The organism is Allokutzneria sp. A3M-2-11 16 (assembly GCF_024213555.1).
Taxonomy (GTDB): Bacteria; Actinomycetota; Actinomycetes; order Mycobacteriales; family Pseudonocardiaceae; genus Allokutzneria.
The window spans coordinates 2,518,389-2,532,627 of record NZ_JANAVO010000001.1 but is presented as its reverse complement, the minus strand read 5'-3'; the positions used below and the strand labels follow the sequence as shown (position 1 = coordinate 2,532,627).

12 protein-coding genes and 1 riboswitch are annotated in these 14,239 nt (G+C 70.3%); of the genes, 4 read left to right on the top strand and 8 right to left on the bottom strand.

The genetic code is table 11. The features are described 5' to 3' along the window. Positions 1–314: 314 nt before the first annotated feature. On the top strand, positions 315–1,163 hold the full coding sequence (locus NLX83_RS12565) for a phosphatidylinositol-specific phospholipase C/glycerophosphodiester phosphodiesterase family protein (RefSeq protein WP_254235005.1): 849 nt from the start codon (positions 315–317) through the stop codon (positions 1,161–1,163). 244 nt (positions 1,164–1,407) lie between these two features. Beyond that, positions 1,408–1,601: riboswitch (cyclic di-AMP (ydaO/yuaA leader) on the top strand. Positions 1,602–1,603: 2 nt separating this feature from the next. After that, complete coding sequence (locus NLX83_RS12560) at positions 1,604–2,248, top strand: transglycosylase family protein (RefSeq protein WP_254235004.1); 645 nt, start codon at positions 1,604–1,606, stop codon at positions 2,246–2,248. A gap of 213 nt (positions 2,249–2,461) precedes the next feature. Here the strand turns inward: NLX83_RS12560 and NLX83_RS12555 are convergent, their stop codons facing one another. The 4 genes from NLX83_RS12555 to NLX83_RS12540 form a co-directional block, all read right to left on the bottom strand. Continuing rightward, complete coding sequence (locus NLX83_RS12555) at positions 2,462–3,379, bottom strand: molybdenum cofactor biosynthesis protein MoaE (protein ID WP_254235003.1); 918 nt, start codon at positions 3,377–3,379, stop codon at positions 2,462–2,464. Beyond that, positions 3,376–3,858: a cyclic pyranopterin monophosphate synthase MoaC gene (gene moaC, locus NLX83_RS12550; RefSeq protein WP_308209300.1), complete on the bottom strand. Its 483-nt coding sequence runs from the start codon at positions 3,856–3,858 to the stop codon at positions 3,376–3,378. The genes NLX83_RS12555 and moaC overlap by 4 nt, the downstream gene beginning before the upstream one ends. A gap of 6 nt (positions 3,859–3,864) precedes the next feature. Then, positions 3,865–5,259, bottom strand: coding sequence for an NAD-dependent malic enzyme (locus NLX83_RS12545; protein ID WP_254235002.1), 1,395 nt, complete (start codon positions 5,257–5,259; stop codon positions 3,865–3,867). Positions 5,260–5,337: 78 nt separating this feature from the next. Further along, positions 5,338–5,523, bottom strand: a complete 186-nt coding sequence (locus NLX83_RS12540; protein WP_030433349.1) for a hypothetical protein — start codon at positions 5,521–5,523, stop codon at positions 5,338–5,340. A 104-nt stretch (positions 5,524–5,627) separates the two neighbouring features. Between NLX83_RS12540 and NLX83_RS12535 the strand changes: the two genes are divergently transcribed. Both NLX83_RS12535 and NLX83_RS12530 read left to right on the top strand, forming a co-directional pair. Continuing rightward, entirely contained in the window at positions 5,628–7,886 is a 2,259-nt protein-coding gene (locus NLX83_RS12535; RefSeq protein WP_254235001.1) for a helicase-associated domain-containing protein, read from the top strand. A gap of 368 nt (positions 7,887–8,254) precedes the next feature. Then, positions 8,255–8,956 (top strand): hypothetical protein, encoded by a 702-nt coding sequence (locus NLX83_RS12530; RefSeq protein ID WP_254235000.1) that lies wholly within the window; start codon positions 8,255–8,257, stop codon positions 8,954–8,956. Between the two features lie 70 nt (positions 8,957–9,026). Here the strand turns inward: NLX83_RS12530 and NLX83_RS12525 are convergent, their stop codons facing one another. From NLX83_RS12525 to NLX83_RS12510, 4 genes are read right to left on the bottom strand one after another with little or no spacing between them, the layout of a single operon-like run. After that, on the bottom strand, positions 9,027–9,626 hold the full coding sequence (locus NLX83_RS12525) for a GTP-binding protein (RefSeq protein ID WP_254234999.1): 600 nt from the start codon (positions 9,624–9,626) through the stop codon (positions 9,027–9,029). Beyond that, a complete protein-coding gene (locus NLX83_RS12520; protein ID WP_254234998.1) occupies positions 9,607–10,218 on the bottom strand; it encodes a DUF742 domain-containing protein in 612 nt (203 codons plus the stop codon). The genes NLX83_RS12525 and NLX83_RS12520 overlap by 20 nt, the downstream gene beginning before the upstream one ends. 28 nt (positions 10,219–10,246) lie before the next feature. After that, a complete protein-coding gene (locus NLX83_RS12515) occupies positions 10,247–10,669 on the bottom strand; it encodes a roadblock/LC7 domain-containing protein (protein WP_254234997.1) in 423 nt (140 codons plus the stop codon). Beyond that, positions 10,669–13,785 (bottom strand): sensor histidine kinase, encoded by a 3,117-nt coding sequence (locus tag NLX83_RS12510; RefSeq protein WP_254234996.1) that lies wholly within the window; start codon positions 13,783–13,785, stop codon positions 10,669–10,671. Before NLX83_RS12510 ends, NLX83_RS12515 begins: the two co-directional genes overlap by 1 nt. Positions 13,786–14,239: the final 454 nt, after the last annotated feature.

Here is a 14,239-nt window from a genome sequence, read left to right as displayed (position 1 = left end):
ACCTCTATTACATAGGTGGCGTGCCGAGCATCGCGCCTGGTGAAGCACCACGACGTGCAGTAGGCGTTCTTTGCGGCATTGACCGGAACGTGGTGCCGCTCGCCACCCCTCTCGGGACACAAAAGCGACCCCCCGTTATCGGGCCGTCACCACGTGCCACTAACGTGTTCCGCACCACAGGGGCAACCTGCCCGTAGTGACGAACGTCCCCTCTGCGGCCGTCCCGCGCTCGGCGGCCGGACTTCCGGCGTTCATCACCGGTCCATCCCGAGCGCCTAGCGTCCGAGCTGTCGACGCCGTTTGAGGAGGTGGCCGTGCAGGCATTCCATCGCATCGCGGTTCTCGTGCTGACGATCCTCGGAGTGCTCGCAAGCGCCACCGCGCCCGTCCTGGCCTCACCGCGCATCAAGCCGCTTTCGCAGGCTCACGCGCACAACGACTACGAGCACAAGCGCCCGCTGTTCGACGCCCTCGACAACGGCTTCACGAGCGTCGAGGCCGACATCTACCTGGTGAACGGCGCCCTGCTCGTCGGGCACGACCCGGGCGACCTGCGGCCGGACCGCACCCTCCAGTCCCTGTACCTGGAGCCGCTGCGCCAGCGCGTCATCGACAACCGCGGGAAGGTCCACGCCGGTAGGTCCGGCCTGTTCCAGCTGCTCATCGACCTCAAGAACAACGGCGCCACCACGTACACCGAGCTGGACCGGGTGCTCCGCTCGCCGCGCTACGCCTTCATGTTCAGCCAGTACATCTCCGGCAAGATCGTCCGCAATGCCGTTGACGTGGTTGTTTCCGGAGATCGGCCTCGCGAGCTGATGAGCGGGCAGAAGCAGCGGTTCGCGTTCTACGACGGCCGGATGACCAGCCCCGGAGACCTCGGTCCCGGCTCGGACGCCAAGCTCGCGGCCCTGGTCTCCGACAACTGGACGAAGCTGTTCACCTGGAACGGCGCCGGGCAGATGCCTGCCGCGGAAAAAGCCAAGCTCCAGGGCATCGTGACGAAGGCGCACAAGGCCGGGCAGCGCGTCCGGTTCTGGGCGACACCCGACACGCCGAGCCCCGAACGTGAAGCGATTTGGCGTCAGCTGGTCACCGTTGGGGTGGATCACCTCAACACGGACGACCTGAGCGGACTGCGAGCGTTCCTCACAAGGGGCTGAAGGGTTGTACGCCTACTCCACATGGGCCTTCACCCACGTGACCCAGTTCTCACCGTCGGTAATTGATCCAGGGTTGGAAACGGCCCGGTAACGGTGCCCCGAACTGGTTAAACCCGACAGATCGCTAAACACCCCCTCGGCGTTACAGTGATGACGGTCACACCCGGAGACGTTTGGGTTGGCCGCCGCGGTTACGTACGGTCGCTTCTCGGTTGGCCCCGAAACCCAACCGACGCAGTGCCGGAGACCTGACGCGCCAAATCCTGTCCAGCAGGTCCCCGGATACGACCCCGAGCGGAAAGACAACTTCTGGACAGGAGCGTGAGAGCACTCCGGGCGTCCCGAACGCCCTAGGGGTGAAGCCGGTTCCGACCGGCCGGGCATCCCCGACAGAGCCCGAACCCGACAGCTCACTCGCAGGCACGGTTGTAGAGAGAGCAATGACTTCTTACCGAGGCAAGCACCGCAAGCAGTCCACCACCGGTCGCAACGTGGCTCGCCTGGCTGTCGCCGGCGCAGTGGCCGCAGCGCCATTCGTCGTGACCGCAGGCACCGCCTCGGCCGCCCCCAACTGGGGAGCCCTCGCCAAGTGCGAGAGCGGCGGCAACGCCAGCATCAACACCGGCAACGGCTACTACGGTGCCTACCAGTTCGACTCCGGAACCTGGCGCGCGAACGGTGGCACGCAGTACGCCCCGAACGCTCACCAGGCCACTCTGGCTCAGCAGACCGAGATCGCTCAGCGGCTTTACAACGCGCGTGGTTCTAGCCCGTGGCCGCACTGCTCCAGGAAGACCGGCTGGGCGAACGGCGGCGGCGGTGGCGGCGGTGCCGTCAAGTCGAAGCCCGTCTCCAAGGTGACCAAGAAGGCTGCTCCGAAGCCGGCCGCGACCCCCGCGCCCGCCGCTGCTCCGGTGCAGACCAAGAACGGTGCTGACTACACCGTTGTCGCCGGTGACACCCTGTCCAAGATCGCCTCGGCGCAGAACGTCGAGGGCGGCTGGCAGACCGTGTTCGAGCGGAACAAGGACGTCATCAAGGACGCGAACCTCATCTTCGTCGGGCAGCAGCTCGACCTGAAGTGACGTTTGTCCTGGTGGAAGGCCCCGATCAGCGATGGTCGGGGCCTTCCGCGCGCACCCGCCAGCGTGGTCCGGAAAACCCCGTTTCGTACTCATAGCGGGAAAAAGAGCGCTCTCAAATACGGCTAAGAGTACGAAACGGGAGTTCTGCGGGTAGGCGAGCGCGGGATGAGGGGGAGCTTGGGTGGGGTGCGCCTTGGGCCTTGCGGGCGAGGGTTAGGGGCAGTTGACCCACTCTTCGGTTCCGTCCGCGAAAAGCTGGCGCTTCCAGATGGGCAGCCGTAGCTTGACCTCATCGACAAGATCAGCGCACGCGACGAACGCCTCGCGGCGGTGGGCGGCCGAGACCGCGCACGCCAGGGCCGAGTCACCGATCCCGAGATCACCGATGCGGTGGCTGACCGCGAGCGCGTAGACCTTCGGATGCCGGGCGGCCACATCGGCGGCGACCTCGGCGATCACCTTCTCAGCGCTCGGATGACCCGAGTACTCCAGTTCGCGCACTCCGCGCCCGCCGTCGTGATCACGGACAACGCCGGAGAACGTGACAACGGCGCCCGCGGTGTGGCTGGCCACGAGGTCGGCGTGCTCGGCGACGTCCAGCGGCGACTCGGTCACCGCAGCGCGCAACACCTGGGCCGAGGATGCGGCAGAAGCGACGTGGTCACCACCGCGAAGCTGGTCGACGGCGTGGTCGAGCACACCTTCGAGCACAGCGAGGCCGTCGCGCACACCGCCGGTTGAGCCGGGCAGGTTCACCACGAACGTCCGGCCCGCGACCCCGGCGACCCCGCGCGACAGCACCGCGGTCGGCACCTTCGGCAAGCCCTGCGCGCGGATCGCGTCCGCGAGGCCGGGGATCTCGTAGTCCAACACCGAGCGAGTCGCTTCAGGAGTGCCGTCGGTCGGCGAAATCCCGGTGCCACCCGTGGTGATCACGACGTCCACCCCGTCCGCGACCGCGGCTCGGAGGGCGGTGGCGACCGGATCGCCGTCCGGAACGACGACGGGGGCAGGCACGGAATAGCCCTTCGCGCTCAGCCAGGACTCGATCACCGGACCGGTCTTGTCCTCGTAGACGCCCGCCGCGGCACGGTTCGACGCCACGATCACCCGAGCCGTGCGCGTGTTCATCGGCCCTCCGGACGCGTCCACAAGCCGGTCTTGCCGCCTTCTTTGCGCTCGACGCGCACGCCGTCGAGGGTGGCGGCGGGATCGACGGCCTTCACCATGTCGTGCAGCGTGAGGCCGGCGACGGTGACCGCGGTCAGCGCTTCCATCTCGACGCCGGTGCGGTCGGTCGTGCGCACGGTGGCGGTGATCCGGACCTCGGACCCCTCCGCGTGCAGGTCGACGACCACCCCGGACAGCGCGATCGGATGGCACAGCGGCACGAGGTCCGGCGTGCGCTTGGCGCCCATGATCCCGGCGATCCTGGCGGTGGCCAGTGCGTCGCCCTTGGGCAGGCCGTCCCTGCGCAGCAGGGAGACGACCTCGTCGGTGGTGCGCAGGACGCCGGTGGCGACCGCGAGCCGCGCGCCCGGCTGCTTGCCGGACACGTCGACCATCCGCGCCGCCCCGGCCGAGTCGACGTGGGTCAGCTCCTCCGCCACGTCGGTCTAGCCCTTCGCCCGCACCGCTGCGGCGCGGACGGCCTCGGCGACCGCGGGAGCGACGGCGTTGTCGAACACGCTCGGAACGATGAACGAGGCGTTGATCTGGCCCGCGTCCACCACGTCCGCGATGGCGTTCGCGGCGGCGACGAGCATGTCGTCGGTGATGGTGTGCGCGTGCGCGTCGAGCAGTCCGCGGAAGACCCCGGGGAAGGCCAGCACGTTGTTGATCTGGTTCGGGTAGTCGCTGCGGCCCGTGGCCACGACGGCCGCGTGCTTCTGCGCCTCCAGCGGGTCGATCTCCGGGTCCGGGTTGGCCAGCGCGAACACGATGGCGTTCTCCGCCATGGTCGCGACCTGCTCCGCGCCGAAGAGGTTGGGGGCCGAGACGCCGATGAAGACGTCCGCGCCGACCAGCGCCTCGTGCAGGGTGCCGCTCATCTTGTCCGCGTTGGTGTTCTCCGCGATCCAGCGCAGGTTCTCGTCGACCAGGCCCTCGCGCTCGGTGTGCACGATGCCGTCGATGTCCACCGCGACGATGTCGCCGGGTCGCTGCTTGAGCAGCAGCCGGATGATCGCCGAACCCGCCGCGCCGACGCCGCAGACGGCGATCCGGCAGTCCTCGATGTTCTTGTCGACCACGCGCAGGGCGTTGCGCAGCGCGGCCAGCACCACGATGGCGGTGCCGTGCTGGTCGTCGTGGAAGACCGGGATGTCCAGCTTCTCGCGCAGCCTGGCCTCGATCTCGAAGCAGCGCGGGGCCGCGATGTCCTCGAGGTTGATGCCGCCGTAGACCGGGGCGATCAGCTCGACGGTGCGGATGATCTCCTCGGTGTCCTGGGTGTCCAGGCAGATCGGCCAGGCGTCGACGCCCGCGAACTTCTTGAACAGCACCGCCTTGCCCTCCATCACCGGCAGGGCGGCGGCGGGCCCGAGGTTGCCGAGGCCGAGCACGGCGGAGCCGTCGGTGACCACGGCGACGGTGTTGCGCTTGATCGTCAGCCTGCGCGCGTCCTCCGGGTTGGCCGCGATGGCCTGGCAGACCCTGGCGACGCCCGGGGTGTAGGCCCGGGAGAGGTCGTCACGGTTACGCAGGGCGACCTTGGAGGAGATCTCCAGCTTGCCGCCGAGGTGCATCAGGAAGGTGCGGTCGGAGATCTTGCGCACCTTCACACCGGGCAGCACCGAGAGCGCGTCGGTGATCACCGTGGCGTGGTCGCCGGAGAGGGTGTTGCAGGTGATGTCCACGACGACGCGGTCGGAGTGCGACTCGACGACGTCGAAGGCCGTGATCACACCGCCGACCTTGCCGATGGAGCTCGTGAGGTCGCCCGCGGCGCTCGCCGACGGCGGCGCCTCGACACGCACGGTGATCGAATATCCCGGCCCCGGAACCGGCATGTGCACCCTCCCCGGTCAGTGCTGCTCAGCGGTGCGCACAGCCTAGACCTCGAAGGATTTCGAGCAGAAACACGCCTCTTACTTGTTGATGACCGTGACGGGGTGCTCGTAGTGCACGTCCTCGGCCGGGAAGGTGATCTCGCCGAACGGGGACTGGGCGCCCTGGGTGTGGCTGGCGAGCTCGCTGACCGGGTGGTGCCCGTCGGCGGTCTCGCCGGGCCAGGTCGGGTCGATGCGCTCGGGGCGGCGGGCGGCCTTGGCCACGGCTCCTCCTCAACTAGGGAAATTCCCGCTCAGTGTGCCTGATGGCGCGAGGGCCCGGCGCGCGGCCATAGGCAGCGAAAACTTCGGCATATAACGTGGTGCGGATGTCCGGTCACTCTCTCGTCGACTGGCTGCGCGCGCAGGACGAGCTGGCTCTCGTCGAACTGCTGCGGGCGCGCCCGGACCTGGCGACCCCTCCCCCTCCCGACACCGGCGTGCTGGCGACCAGAGCGGGCATGCGCGCGTCGGTCGTGCGCGCGTGCGAGGACCTGGACGCCTTCACCCGCAGCGTGCTGGACGCGTTGGTGATCGCCGGGGCCGAACTCGACCCGCAGCCGTTGGCCAGGATCAACCGGTTGATGGGCAGGGGCGTGCCCGCGGCGCGGACGAAGGAGGCCGTGCGCGCGCTGCGCGAGCTGGCCGTGGCGTGGGGGCCCGACACCGCGATCAGCGTGGTGCCCGCCGCGACGGAGATCACCTCGCAGTTCCCCGGCAACCTCGGCAGGCCCGCGCCGCAGCTGGACGAGCTGGACCTGCCCGGGCTGCTCGACGAGCTGGACCCGGCCGAGCGCAGGCTGCTGGAGACGCTGGCCGCCGGCCCGCCGATCGGTCGCACGAAGGACGCCGGGCGGGTCGTGCCGCTGGAGCGCGCAGAGAGCCCGGTGCAGAGCCTCATGGCCCGCGGCCTGCTGCTGCGCCGGGACAACGAGACGGTGGAGCTGCCCCGCCAACTCGGCCTGCTGCTGCGCGGGGACCGGCCGATGGGCCAGGTTCAGGTGACGCAACCGGAGCTGACCGTCTCCGCGCGCGGTGTGTCCACTGTGGACTCCACGGCCGCTGGTGCCGCGCTCGAACTGCTCCGGCACATGGAGGGCCTGATCGCGCTCTGGTCCGTGGAGCCGCCCGGCGTGCTGCGCTCCGGCGGGCTCGGCGTGCGGGACCTGCGCAGGCTGGCGAAGGAGCTGGAGGTCGAGGAGTCGCGGGCGATCCTGCTCGCGGAGCTCGCGCTCGACGCCGCGATCATCGACAACAGCGGCGGCGGCGAGCCGGAGTGGGTCCCGACCACGCACGCCGACTCGTACCTCGCCGCCGCTCCGGACCAGCAGTGGGCGACGCTGGCGGTGAGCTGGCTGGAGCTTTCGCGGCTGCCCGCGCTGGCCGGCCGCCGGGACGAACGGGACAAGCTGCTCAACCCGCTGTCCAACGAGCTGCGCCGCCCGAGCGCGGTGCGCGAACGGCACCGGGTGCTAGGCGTCCTCGCGGAGCTGCCGCAGGGCTCGTGCGTCGGCGATGTCGAACAGCTCGTCGCCGCCCTGGCGTGGCGGGCGCCCGCGCGGGGCGGACGGATGCGCGACGACCTCGTGCGCTGGATCGTCGAGGAGGCGACCGCGCTGGGCGTCGTCGCGCTCGGTGGCCTGTCGACGGCCGGGGCCGCGCTGCTCAACGAGGGGCCCGGCGAGGCGGCCAAGCGGATGCTGGACTCGCTGCCCGAGCCGATCGACCACGTGCTCGTGCAGGCGGACCTGACCGTGGTGGCGCCGGGCAGGCTCGAACCCGAGCTGGCCGCGGACATCGCCTTGGCCGCGGACGTGGAGTCGGCGGGCGGCGCGACCGTCTACCGGATCACCGACAGGACGGTGCGGCGCGCGCTCGACGCCGGGCGCTCCGCGGCGGAGCTGCACGAGCTGTTCGCGAAGCGCTCGCGGACGCCGATCCCGCAGTCGCTGAGCTACCTGATCGACGACATCGCCAGGAAGCACGGGCAGCTGCGCGGCGGGCCCGCCGGCTCCTTCCTGCGGTGCGACGATCCCGCGCTGATCGCCGAGGTCCTGGCCAACGCGGACATCGCGCGGCTGGAGCTGCGCCGGATCGCGCCGACCGTGCTGATCAGTCCGCTCGCGTTGATCGACGTGCTCGACGGCCTGCGGGAGAGCGGCTACGCGCCCGCCGCCGAGGGCCCGGACGGCGCCGTCGTGGACCTGCGCCCGGCGGGGCACCGCATCCCCGGTCGTCCGCAGGGCAGCAAGCGGCTGTTCTCGCCCGCTCGCCCGAGCGTCGAGCAGCTGGCGTCGGTGGTGCGGCAGATCCGGGCGGGCGACCGGGCGGCGGACGTGCCGCGCGGCGCGGCGGTCTCCACCTCGGTACTGGGGACCGCGGCCACCATGGCCTTGCTCCAGGAGGCCGCGGACTCCGGCCGGAGCGTCTGGATCGGCGTCGTGGACTCGCACGGCACCGCGAGCCAGCAGATCGTCACGCCGGTGAGCGTGGCGGGCGGCGTGCTCGAAGCCTTCGACGCCGTGGTCGGAATGGTGTGCCGGTTCCCCCTGCACCGCATCACCTCGACGGCCGTCGTCGAGGACTGAGTCGAGGGCCGAGTCGAGGGCCGATGGGCATCTCAGTGATCATCGTCCACTTTGGAGTGACCACGCGCGGGCCGAAACTTCTCTAGTTATCAACGCTCCGACAGTGTCCACAGTGGACTTAATACGTGTCATTCATGCGATTAGCTGGCACAACCGGGTACTTGCCCCACGTCCCTCCATTGTGGTCGGTCTGTACCCGTTGTGATGTGCCGTTCAGCCCTAACGTGGTGAGTGGCTGCGTCCACTCGCCCCACACGGGTGCCGCACGCCGGAATCGGACAGTGCCTGGCCGGCCCGTCGTGGCCCGGCCACATCTAGGAGGAACCCCGAAAATGCCCATCAGCAGGTTGGCGCGGAGATTCGCAACGGTGACCGCGGCGGTAGCCATGTCGGTCTTCTTCATGTCCGCGGGTTACGCCGGCGCCGCCACGGTGGACGCCGACGTTGACGCGAAGGTCGGCGCGAACGTCGGCGTCGGGGTCAAGCTCCCGGTCAAGGTCGGCATCGGCGCCAACATCGGTGGCGCGGTGAAGGTCGGCGTCGGGGTCAAGGCCCCGGTGAACGTCGGCATCGGCGTCAAGGTCGGCGGCCCGATCAAGGTCGGCATCGGCGCTGGCGTCGGTGCGGGCGTCAAGGTCGGCGCCGGTGTCAAGGTCGGCGCGGGCGTCGGCATCGGCGTCAAGGTCAAGCTGCCGATCAAGGTCGGCATCGGCATCGGCATCGGCGCCAAGGTCGACGCCGACGCGGGCGTCGGTGTCGGCGTCGGTGCGGGCCGCTCCGCCGCCCCGAAGGCCGTCGCCGTCGCGGCGGGCGCGAAGGTGGACGCCGCTGCCGGTGTCCGCGTCTCCGCGGCGGACCTGAAGGTCAAGCTGGCCGCGAAGGTCGCCGCCAAGGTCGACCTGAAGGCGAGCGTCAAGCTCGACAAGCTCGGCGCGTGCGTCAGCGCCCCGAGCATCGGTGCCTCCGCCTCCGCGAACCCGGCCGTCAAGGTCGGCGGCGGTGGCGTGCTCGGCGTCCTGATGATCAAGCCGTCCATCAAGGGCCTGAGCGCCTGCGCGGGCATCGGCTGATCACGCAGCACCCTGAACGAAGCGGGAGCCCCGGTCATCGACCGGGGCTCCCGCTTTGCGCGTAGGGGCCTCAGGCGCCCACGGTCATCCACTGCCGCATGGCGTGCTCGACCAGGGTGATCAGCGCGTGCTTGGTGGACTCCTTGGTGCGGGCGTCGCAGGTGACGATCGGAATGGAGTCGTCGATCGTGAGCGCGTCGCGGACGTCCTCGATGCGGTGGTGCAGCATGCCGTCGAAGCAGTTGAGCGCCACGATGTAGGGCAGCTGCCGGTCGTCGAAGAAGTCGATGGAGGCGAAGGCGTCGGCCAGCCTGCGGGTGTCGACCAGCACCACCGCGCCGATGGCGCCGCGGACCAGGTCGTCCCACATGAACCAGAACCGGTGCTGGCCGGGCGTGCCGAACAGGTACAGGATCAGGTCCTGGTCCAGCGAGACACGGCCGAAGTCCATCGCCACCGTGGTGGTGACCTTGTTCGGCGTCGCCGAGAGGTCGTCGACCCCGACGCTGGCCTCGGTCATCACGGCTTCGGTTGTCAGCGGAACGATCTCCGAGACCGAGCCGACGAACGTCGTCTTCCCCACACCGAAGCCACCCGCGACGACGATCTTCGCCGAGGTCGTGGCCTGCCGGGTGTCCGGGACGTGCGGGTTAGAGCCTGCGGAGGCCACTGAGCACCCTTTCGAGGAACGCAAGGGACGGCCGGTCCCCCATGACCAAGCCGCTCTGGTGGATCATGACGAGGCCGAGGCCCGCCATGTCACCGATCAATACGCGTACCACGCCCAGTGGCAAACGCAAGTGCGCGGCGACTTCTGCAACCGATCGGGTCTCCAGGCAGAGCCCGCAGATCGACCGGTGCTCCGGCAGCACGGCCGCGTCCCGTTCCCGGCCGCGCTCGCTGGTGGAGATCAGCGCCTCGATGGCCAGGTCGTAGTCGGGCCGCGTGCGCCCTCCGGTCCTGGTGTAGGGCCGGACCAGCGAACCGGACTCGGTGAACGGGTCGGGCTCGTTCACCACCTGCTGCGCGGGGACGGCCGGGATCGGGGACTCATCCACCCTGCCCCCGCCGAACAGGTCGGCGCCCGGCCCGCCGAACAGGCCGGTACCGCCGAAGCCGTCGCGCGGCGACATCAACGGGGGCTCCTGCGGCACCGCACCGGCGGTCTCGCGCTCGTCCTCGGGTTCGTCGTAGCGGAATCCACCCAGCGCCCACTCCCGGTAGTCGAAGCGGTCACTGGAGAATCCGGGTCCCGTCGTCATCGCGAGCTCACCCCGCCCGGCTCTTCACTTACCTGCGCACGACGCCCTGCAGCTGCGCCCGCAGCTCCGGCGTCAGCTGTTGGCCGACCCGGTCCACGAGCAGGGTCATCTCGTAGGCGATCAGGCCGATGTCGCAGTTCGGGGCCGCCAGCACGGACAGGCAGGCGCCGTTGCTGATCGACATGAGGAACAGGTAACCCCGCTCCATCTCCACCACTGTCTGGGCGACGTTGCCTGCCTCGAAACACCGTGCCGCTCCCTGGGTGAGGCTGACCAAACCGGACGACACCGCGGCGAGCTGTTCCCCGCGATCGCGCGGCAGCCCCTGGGACGCGGCGAGCAGCAGGCCGTCGGCCGAGACCACCACCGCGTGCGCGACACCGGGGACCCTGCGCACGAAGTCGGTGATCAACCAACCGAACGTGCCAGGCTGCTGGACCGACTCGTTCACTACTGCTCCTCGTCCTGACGGCCGTGACCTGGGCCGGACTGTTCCGACTGGCCGCGATCGGCGGCCAAGGTGTCAATCCTGGCATGCCTGCCGCGACGCAGACCCTGCTGGAAACTCGACATCCTGCCACGGACGTTGTCCGGCGTGCGAGAAGTCTGCGGGGCCCGGGCCGCCGGAGCGCTCGCCTGGGCCTGCGGGCGGGGCGCGGCGGAACCCGGGACCAGCTGGGCCTTCGGCACCCGCTTCGGCAGGCCCGCCGAGGTGGTGCCCTGGCTGACCGGGTTGTTCAGCAGCGAGTTGGCCGCCTCCCAGCCCTCGTCACCCGGCGACTGCCAGACCGACTGCGGCAGCCGGGTCGAGGTCGTCTCCTGGGCGGTGGGAGCGGCGGGCTTGTCCGCCGGGGCGGACCGGACGGCCCGCTGCCGCTTGGGCAGCGCGCCCTGCTTCGGCTGCTGCTGCGGCTGCGGGGGTTCCGGCTTGGCCGGGGCCTGCGGCACCAGCGGCTCGTCGACGGTGGCGCTGAGCGCGGGCTCGCCGAGCGGCATCTCCCTGGCGGGCGCGGCCTGCTCGGGCTCGGCCGCCTGGAACCACTGGGAGAGGATCTCCTCGTATATCGGCAACCGCTCGGTCGGCGCGTCGTCGCGGGGGATCTCCCTCGGCCTGGTGCCGTTGAAGGCGGGCTTGGCGGGACCGTCGACCGGCGCGGCGTCGCAGGAGCCGGAGAACTGGCCGTTCTGGTCGGGCCGCTCGTCCTCGTAGCGCACGGCGGGCTGCTCGTCGACCGGCAGCGCGGGCGGCTTGGCCGGGTCCAGCTCGCCCCCGGCCGCGACCACCTGCACGTCCAGTCCCAGCGGCTGGGCCGGTTCCCGGTCGTCCTGTTCGCCTGTCTCTTCTACGCGGTCGGCCTCGGCGAGCGCCCGGGTGACGTCGCCGACCGTCAGCGGCGGGGCGCCGGTGCCGGTGCCGGTGGCGCTCGGGTAGCTCGACGCCGACGCCTGGCTGGTCTCGGCCGGGGTGTGCACGAACAGCGAGTTCGTCTGGAACTCCGGCGCGGGCCTGCTGGGCTGGCTCACCTGGCTGGGCGAGCTGGGCATGCTCGGCTGGCCGACCGGGGCGACGGTGCCGGTCACGGTGCCGGTGACCGGACCGCCGAGGGTGGTGGTGCGCGGCGGGACCGGCTGCACCAGGTCGGCGGGGATCACCACGAGCGCGGTGGTGCCGCCCTCGATGTCCTCGTTGGAGCGCAGCTTGACCTGGACCTGGTGCCGCTTGGCCAGCCTGCCGACCACGAACAGGCCCATCCGGCGGGACACGGCGACGTCGACGTCCGGCGGCTCGGCCAGCCGCTGGTTGGCCTCGCGGATCTCGACGTCGGGCATGCCGACCCCGCGGTCGGAGATCTCCACCGCGAGCTCGCCCTTGCGGGTCCGCGCGGTCCGCACGACGACCTTGGTCTGCGGGTCGGAGAACGCGGTCGCGTTGTCCAGCAGCTCGGCGACCAGGTGCACCAGGTCGTTCACCGCGCGGCCCTGGATCGCCAGGTCCGGGGCCTGGCCGACCTGGACCCTGGCGTACTGCTCGACCTCGGAGACCGCGGCGCCGATGACATCGGAGATCGGCACCGGCTTGGTGAGCCTGCGGGTGAGGTCGTTGCCGGAGAGCACCAGCAGGTTCTCGCTGTTGCGGCGCATCCGGGTGGCCAGGTGGTCCAGCTCGAAGAGGTTGGACAGCTGGTCGGGGTCCTGCTCGTCCTGCTCCAGCCGGTCGATCAGGTTCAGCTGCCGCTCCACCAGCGCCTGGCTGCGGCGGGAGAGGTTGACGAACATCGCGTTGACGTTGTCGCGCAGGATCGCCTGCTCGGCGGCCAGCCGGACGGCCTCGCCGTGCACCGCGTCGAAGGACCGGGCCACCTGGCCGATCTCCTCGGTGGTGTGCACCGGCACCGGCGCGACGGCGATCTTGGACGCCTCGGTCGGGTTCGGCGCGGCGAGGATCTTCTCCACCGCGTCCGGCAGCTGGTGGTCGGCGACGGCGAGCGCGGTCTTGCGCAGCACGCGGAGCGGGCGCAGCAGGGACCGGGCGACGAACAGCGCCAGGATCACCGCGAGGGCCAGGGCGCCGAGCACGAGCGCGGAGTCGCGGACGGCGTTGGTGCTGGCCGTGGTGGCCAGGCTGGAGCTGTCGTCGCGCAGCTGCTCGAGCAGCTTGGACTCGACGTCGTAGATCAGGTTCACGGTCAGGGTCGCCGCGACGTCCCACTGCTCGGGGGTGGCGGCGAGCGCCTGTCCGGACTCGGCGTTCTGCAGCGCCGATTCCTCGATGTTGTTGGCGACGTCGACGATGAAGCCGGTCACCATGTCGTCGAAGAGCCTGCGCTGCTCGGAGGTGGCCGCCTTGCGGAAGTCGTTGCGCGCGGCCTGCAGCTCGGCGTCGACGGCGAGCAGCTGGCGCAGCTGGCCCGGCGCGAACTTCTTCTGCTGCAGCGCGTCGAGCAGGATCGCCCGCTTGCGCGAGGTCTGCTCCTTCACCCTGGCCGCCGACAGCACGGTGGCCTGCAGGTTCATCAGCGCCGGGTTGTCGGTCTGGGCGAGGCCGAGCTCGGTCAGCGAGAGCAGCTCGTCGATGGACTCGCTGTAGGAGCGCAGCAGCGCTTCCTCGGGGTAGCGGGAGTCCTGGCCGTTGACCGCGAGGCGGAGCTTGGTGAGCCGGTCGAGCTGCTGGGCGGCCTTGTCGTAGGTGGCCGCGTTGCCGGGGGCCAGTTCCGGCCCCAGTTCCTTGACCTGCTTGCGGAACTCGTCGACCGAGTCGACGACGCGCTTGCGCTGCCGCTCCATCACGACCTGGTCGCCGCTGCGCCCGCTGGAGACGTAGCGCACGGTCAGGTCGCGTTCGCGCTGGAGGTTGTGCACCAGGACCGAGATCGTGCCGCTGAGCCGGACCTGGTTGGCCAGCTGCTCCAGCTTGGTCGCGGCGGCGAGGTCGGTGGTCACCCGCAGCCCGCCGAGCGCGAGGGCCGCGGCGGTGGGGATGAGCAGGACCGCGAGCAGCTTCGTGCGCAGCCGCCAGTTCCGCAGCCGCCACCGCGAGGCGGGCGGGTCCTGTTCGGTGTCGGTCACCGGCGTCACGGCCGACGCGGCGGCGCTGGTACCCGCCTCGTCTCCGTCACGCTTCGCAGCCGTCCCGTCACCCGTTTCGGGGTTTTCGGCAAGAAGGGCTTCCCCTTCACCGGTCCGGCTGGGACCTCTCTCTCGACGCGCCACCCTGGGCTTCCTCTTCCGGCAGCAGTAACTCGATCCCTCCCCGGACCGAGGTCGGACTTGCGAATGCGGGCCGCATTGCAGCACAGTCCCGGCCGCCAACGCCAGCCTCACCAGCGCTGAGCAGCGGACTTCCCCTGCTCCGGGCCACGGGTCGCTAGGCAGGGGAGCGTAGTGGTACGGACCAGCGAACGGGAAGATGAGACAGCGGACAGTGTCCGAAGTTGTGACTCTATTCCCTCATGTGGGTGGATAGCATCGCCACGCCTTCGATGGCATGTCACCGTGAGTTGATCAACGAACGAGGAGTCGG

Coding starts and splice junctions, on each gene's coding strand:
- NLX83_RS12560 (WP_254235004.1), top strand. CDS start 1,604: ATGACTTCTTACCGAGGCAAGCACCGCAAGCAGTCCACCACCGGTCGC.
- NLX83_RS12535 (WP_254235001.1), top strand. CDS start 5,628: ATGTCCGGTCACTCTCTCGTCGACTGGCTGCGCGCGCAGGACGAGCTG.
- NLX83_RS12555 (WP_254235003.1), bottom strand. CDS start 3,379: ATGAACACGCGCACGGCTCGGGTGATCGTGGCGTCGAACCGTGCCGCG.
- NLX83_RS12545 (WP_254235002.1), bottom strand. CDS start 5,259: ATGCCGGTTCCGGGGCCGGGATATTCGATCACCGTGCGTGTCGAGGCG.
- NLX83_RS12520 (WP_254234998.1), bottom strand. CDS start 10,218: ATGACGACGGGACCCGGATTCTCCAGTGACCGCTTCGACTACCGGGAG.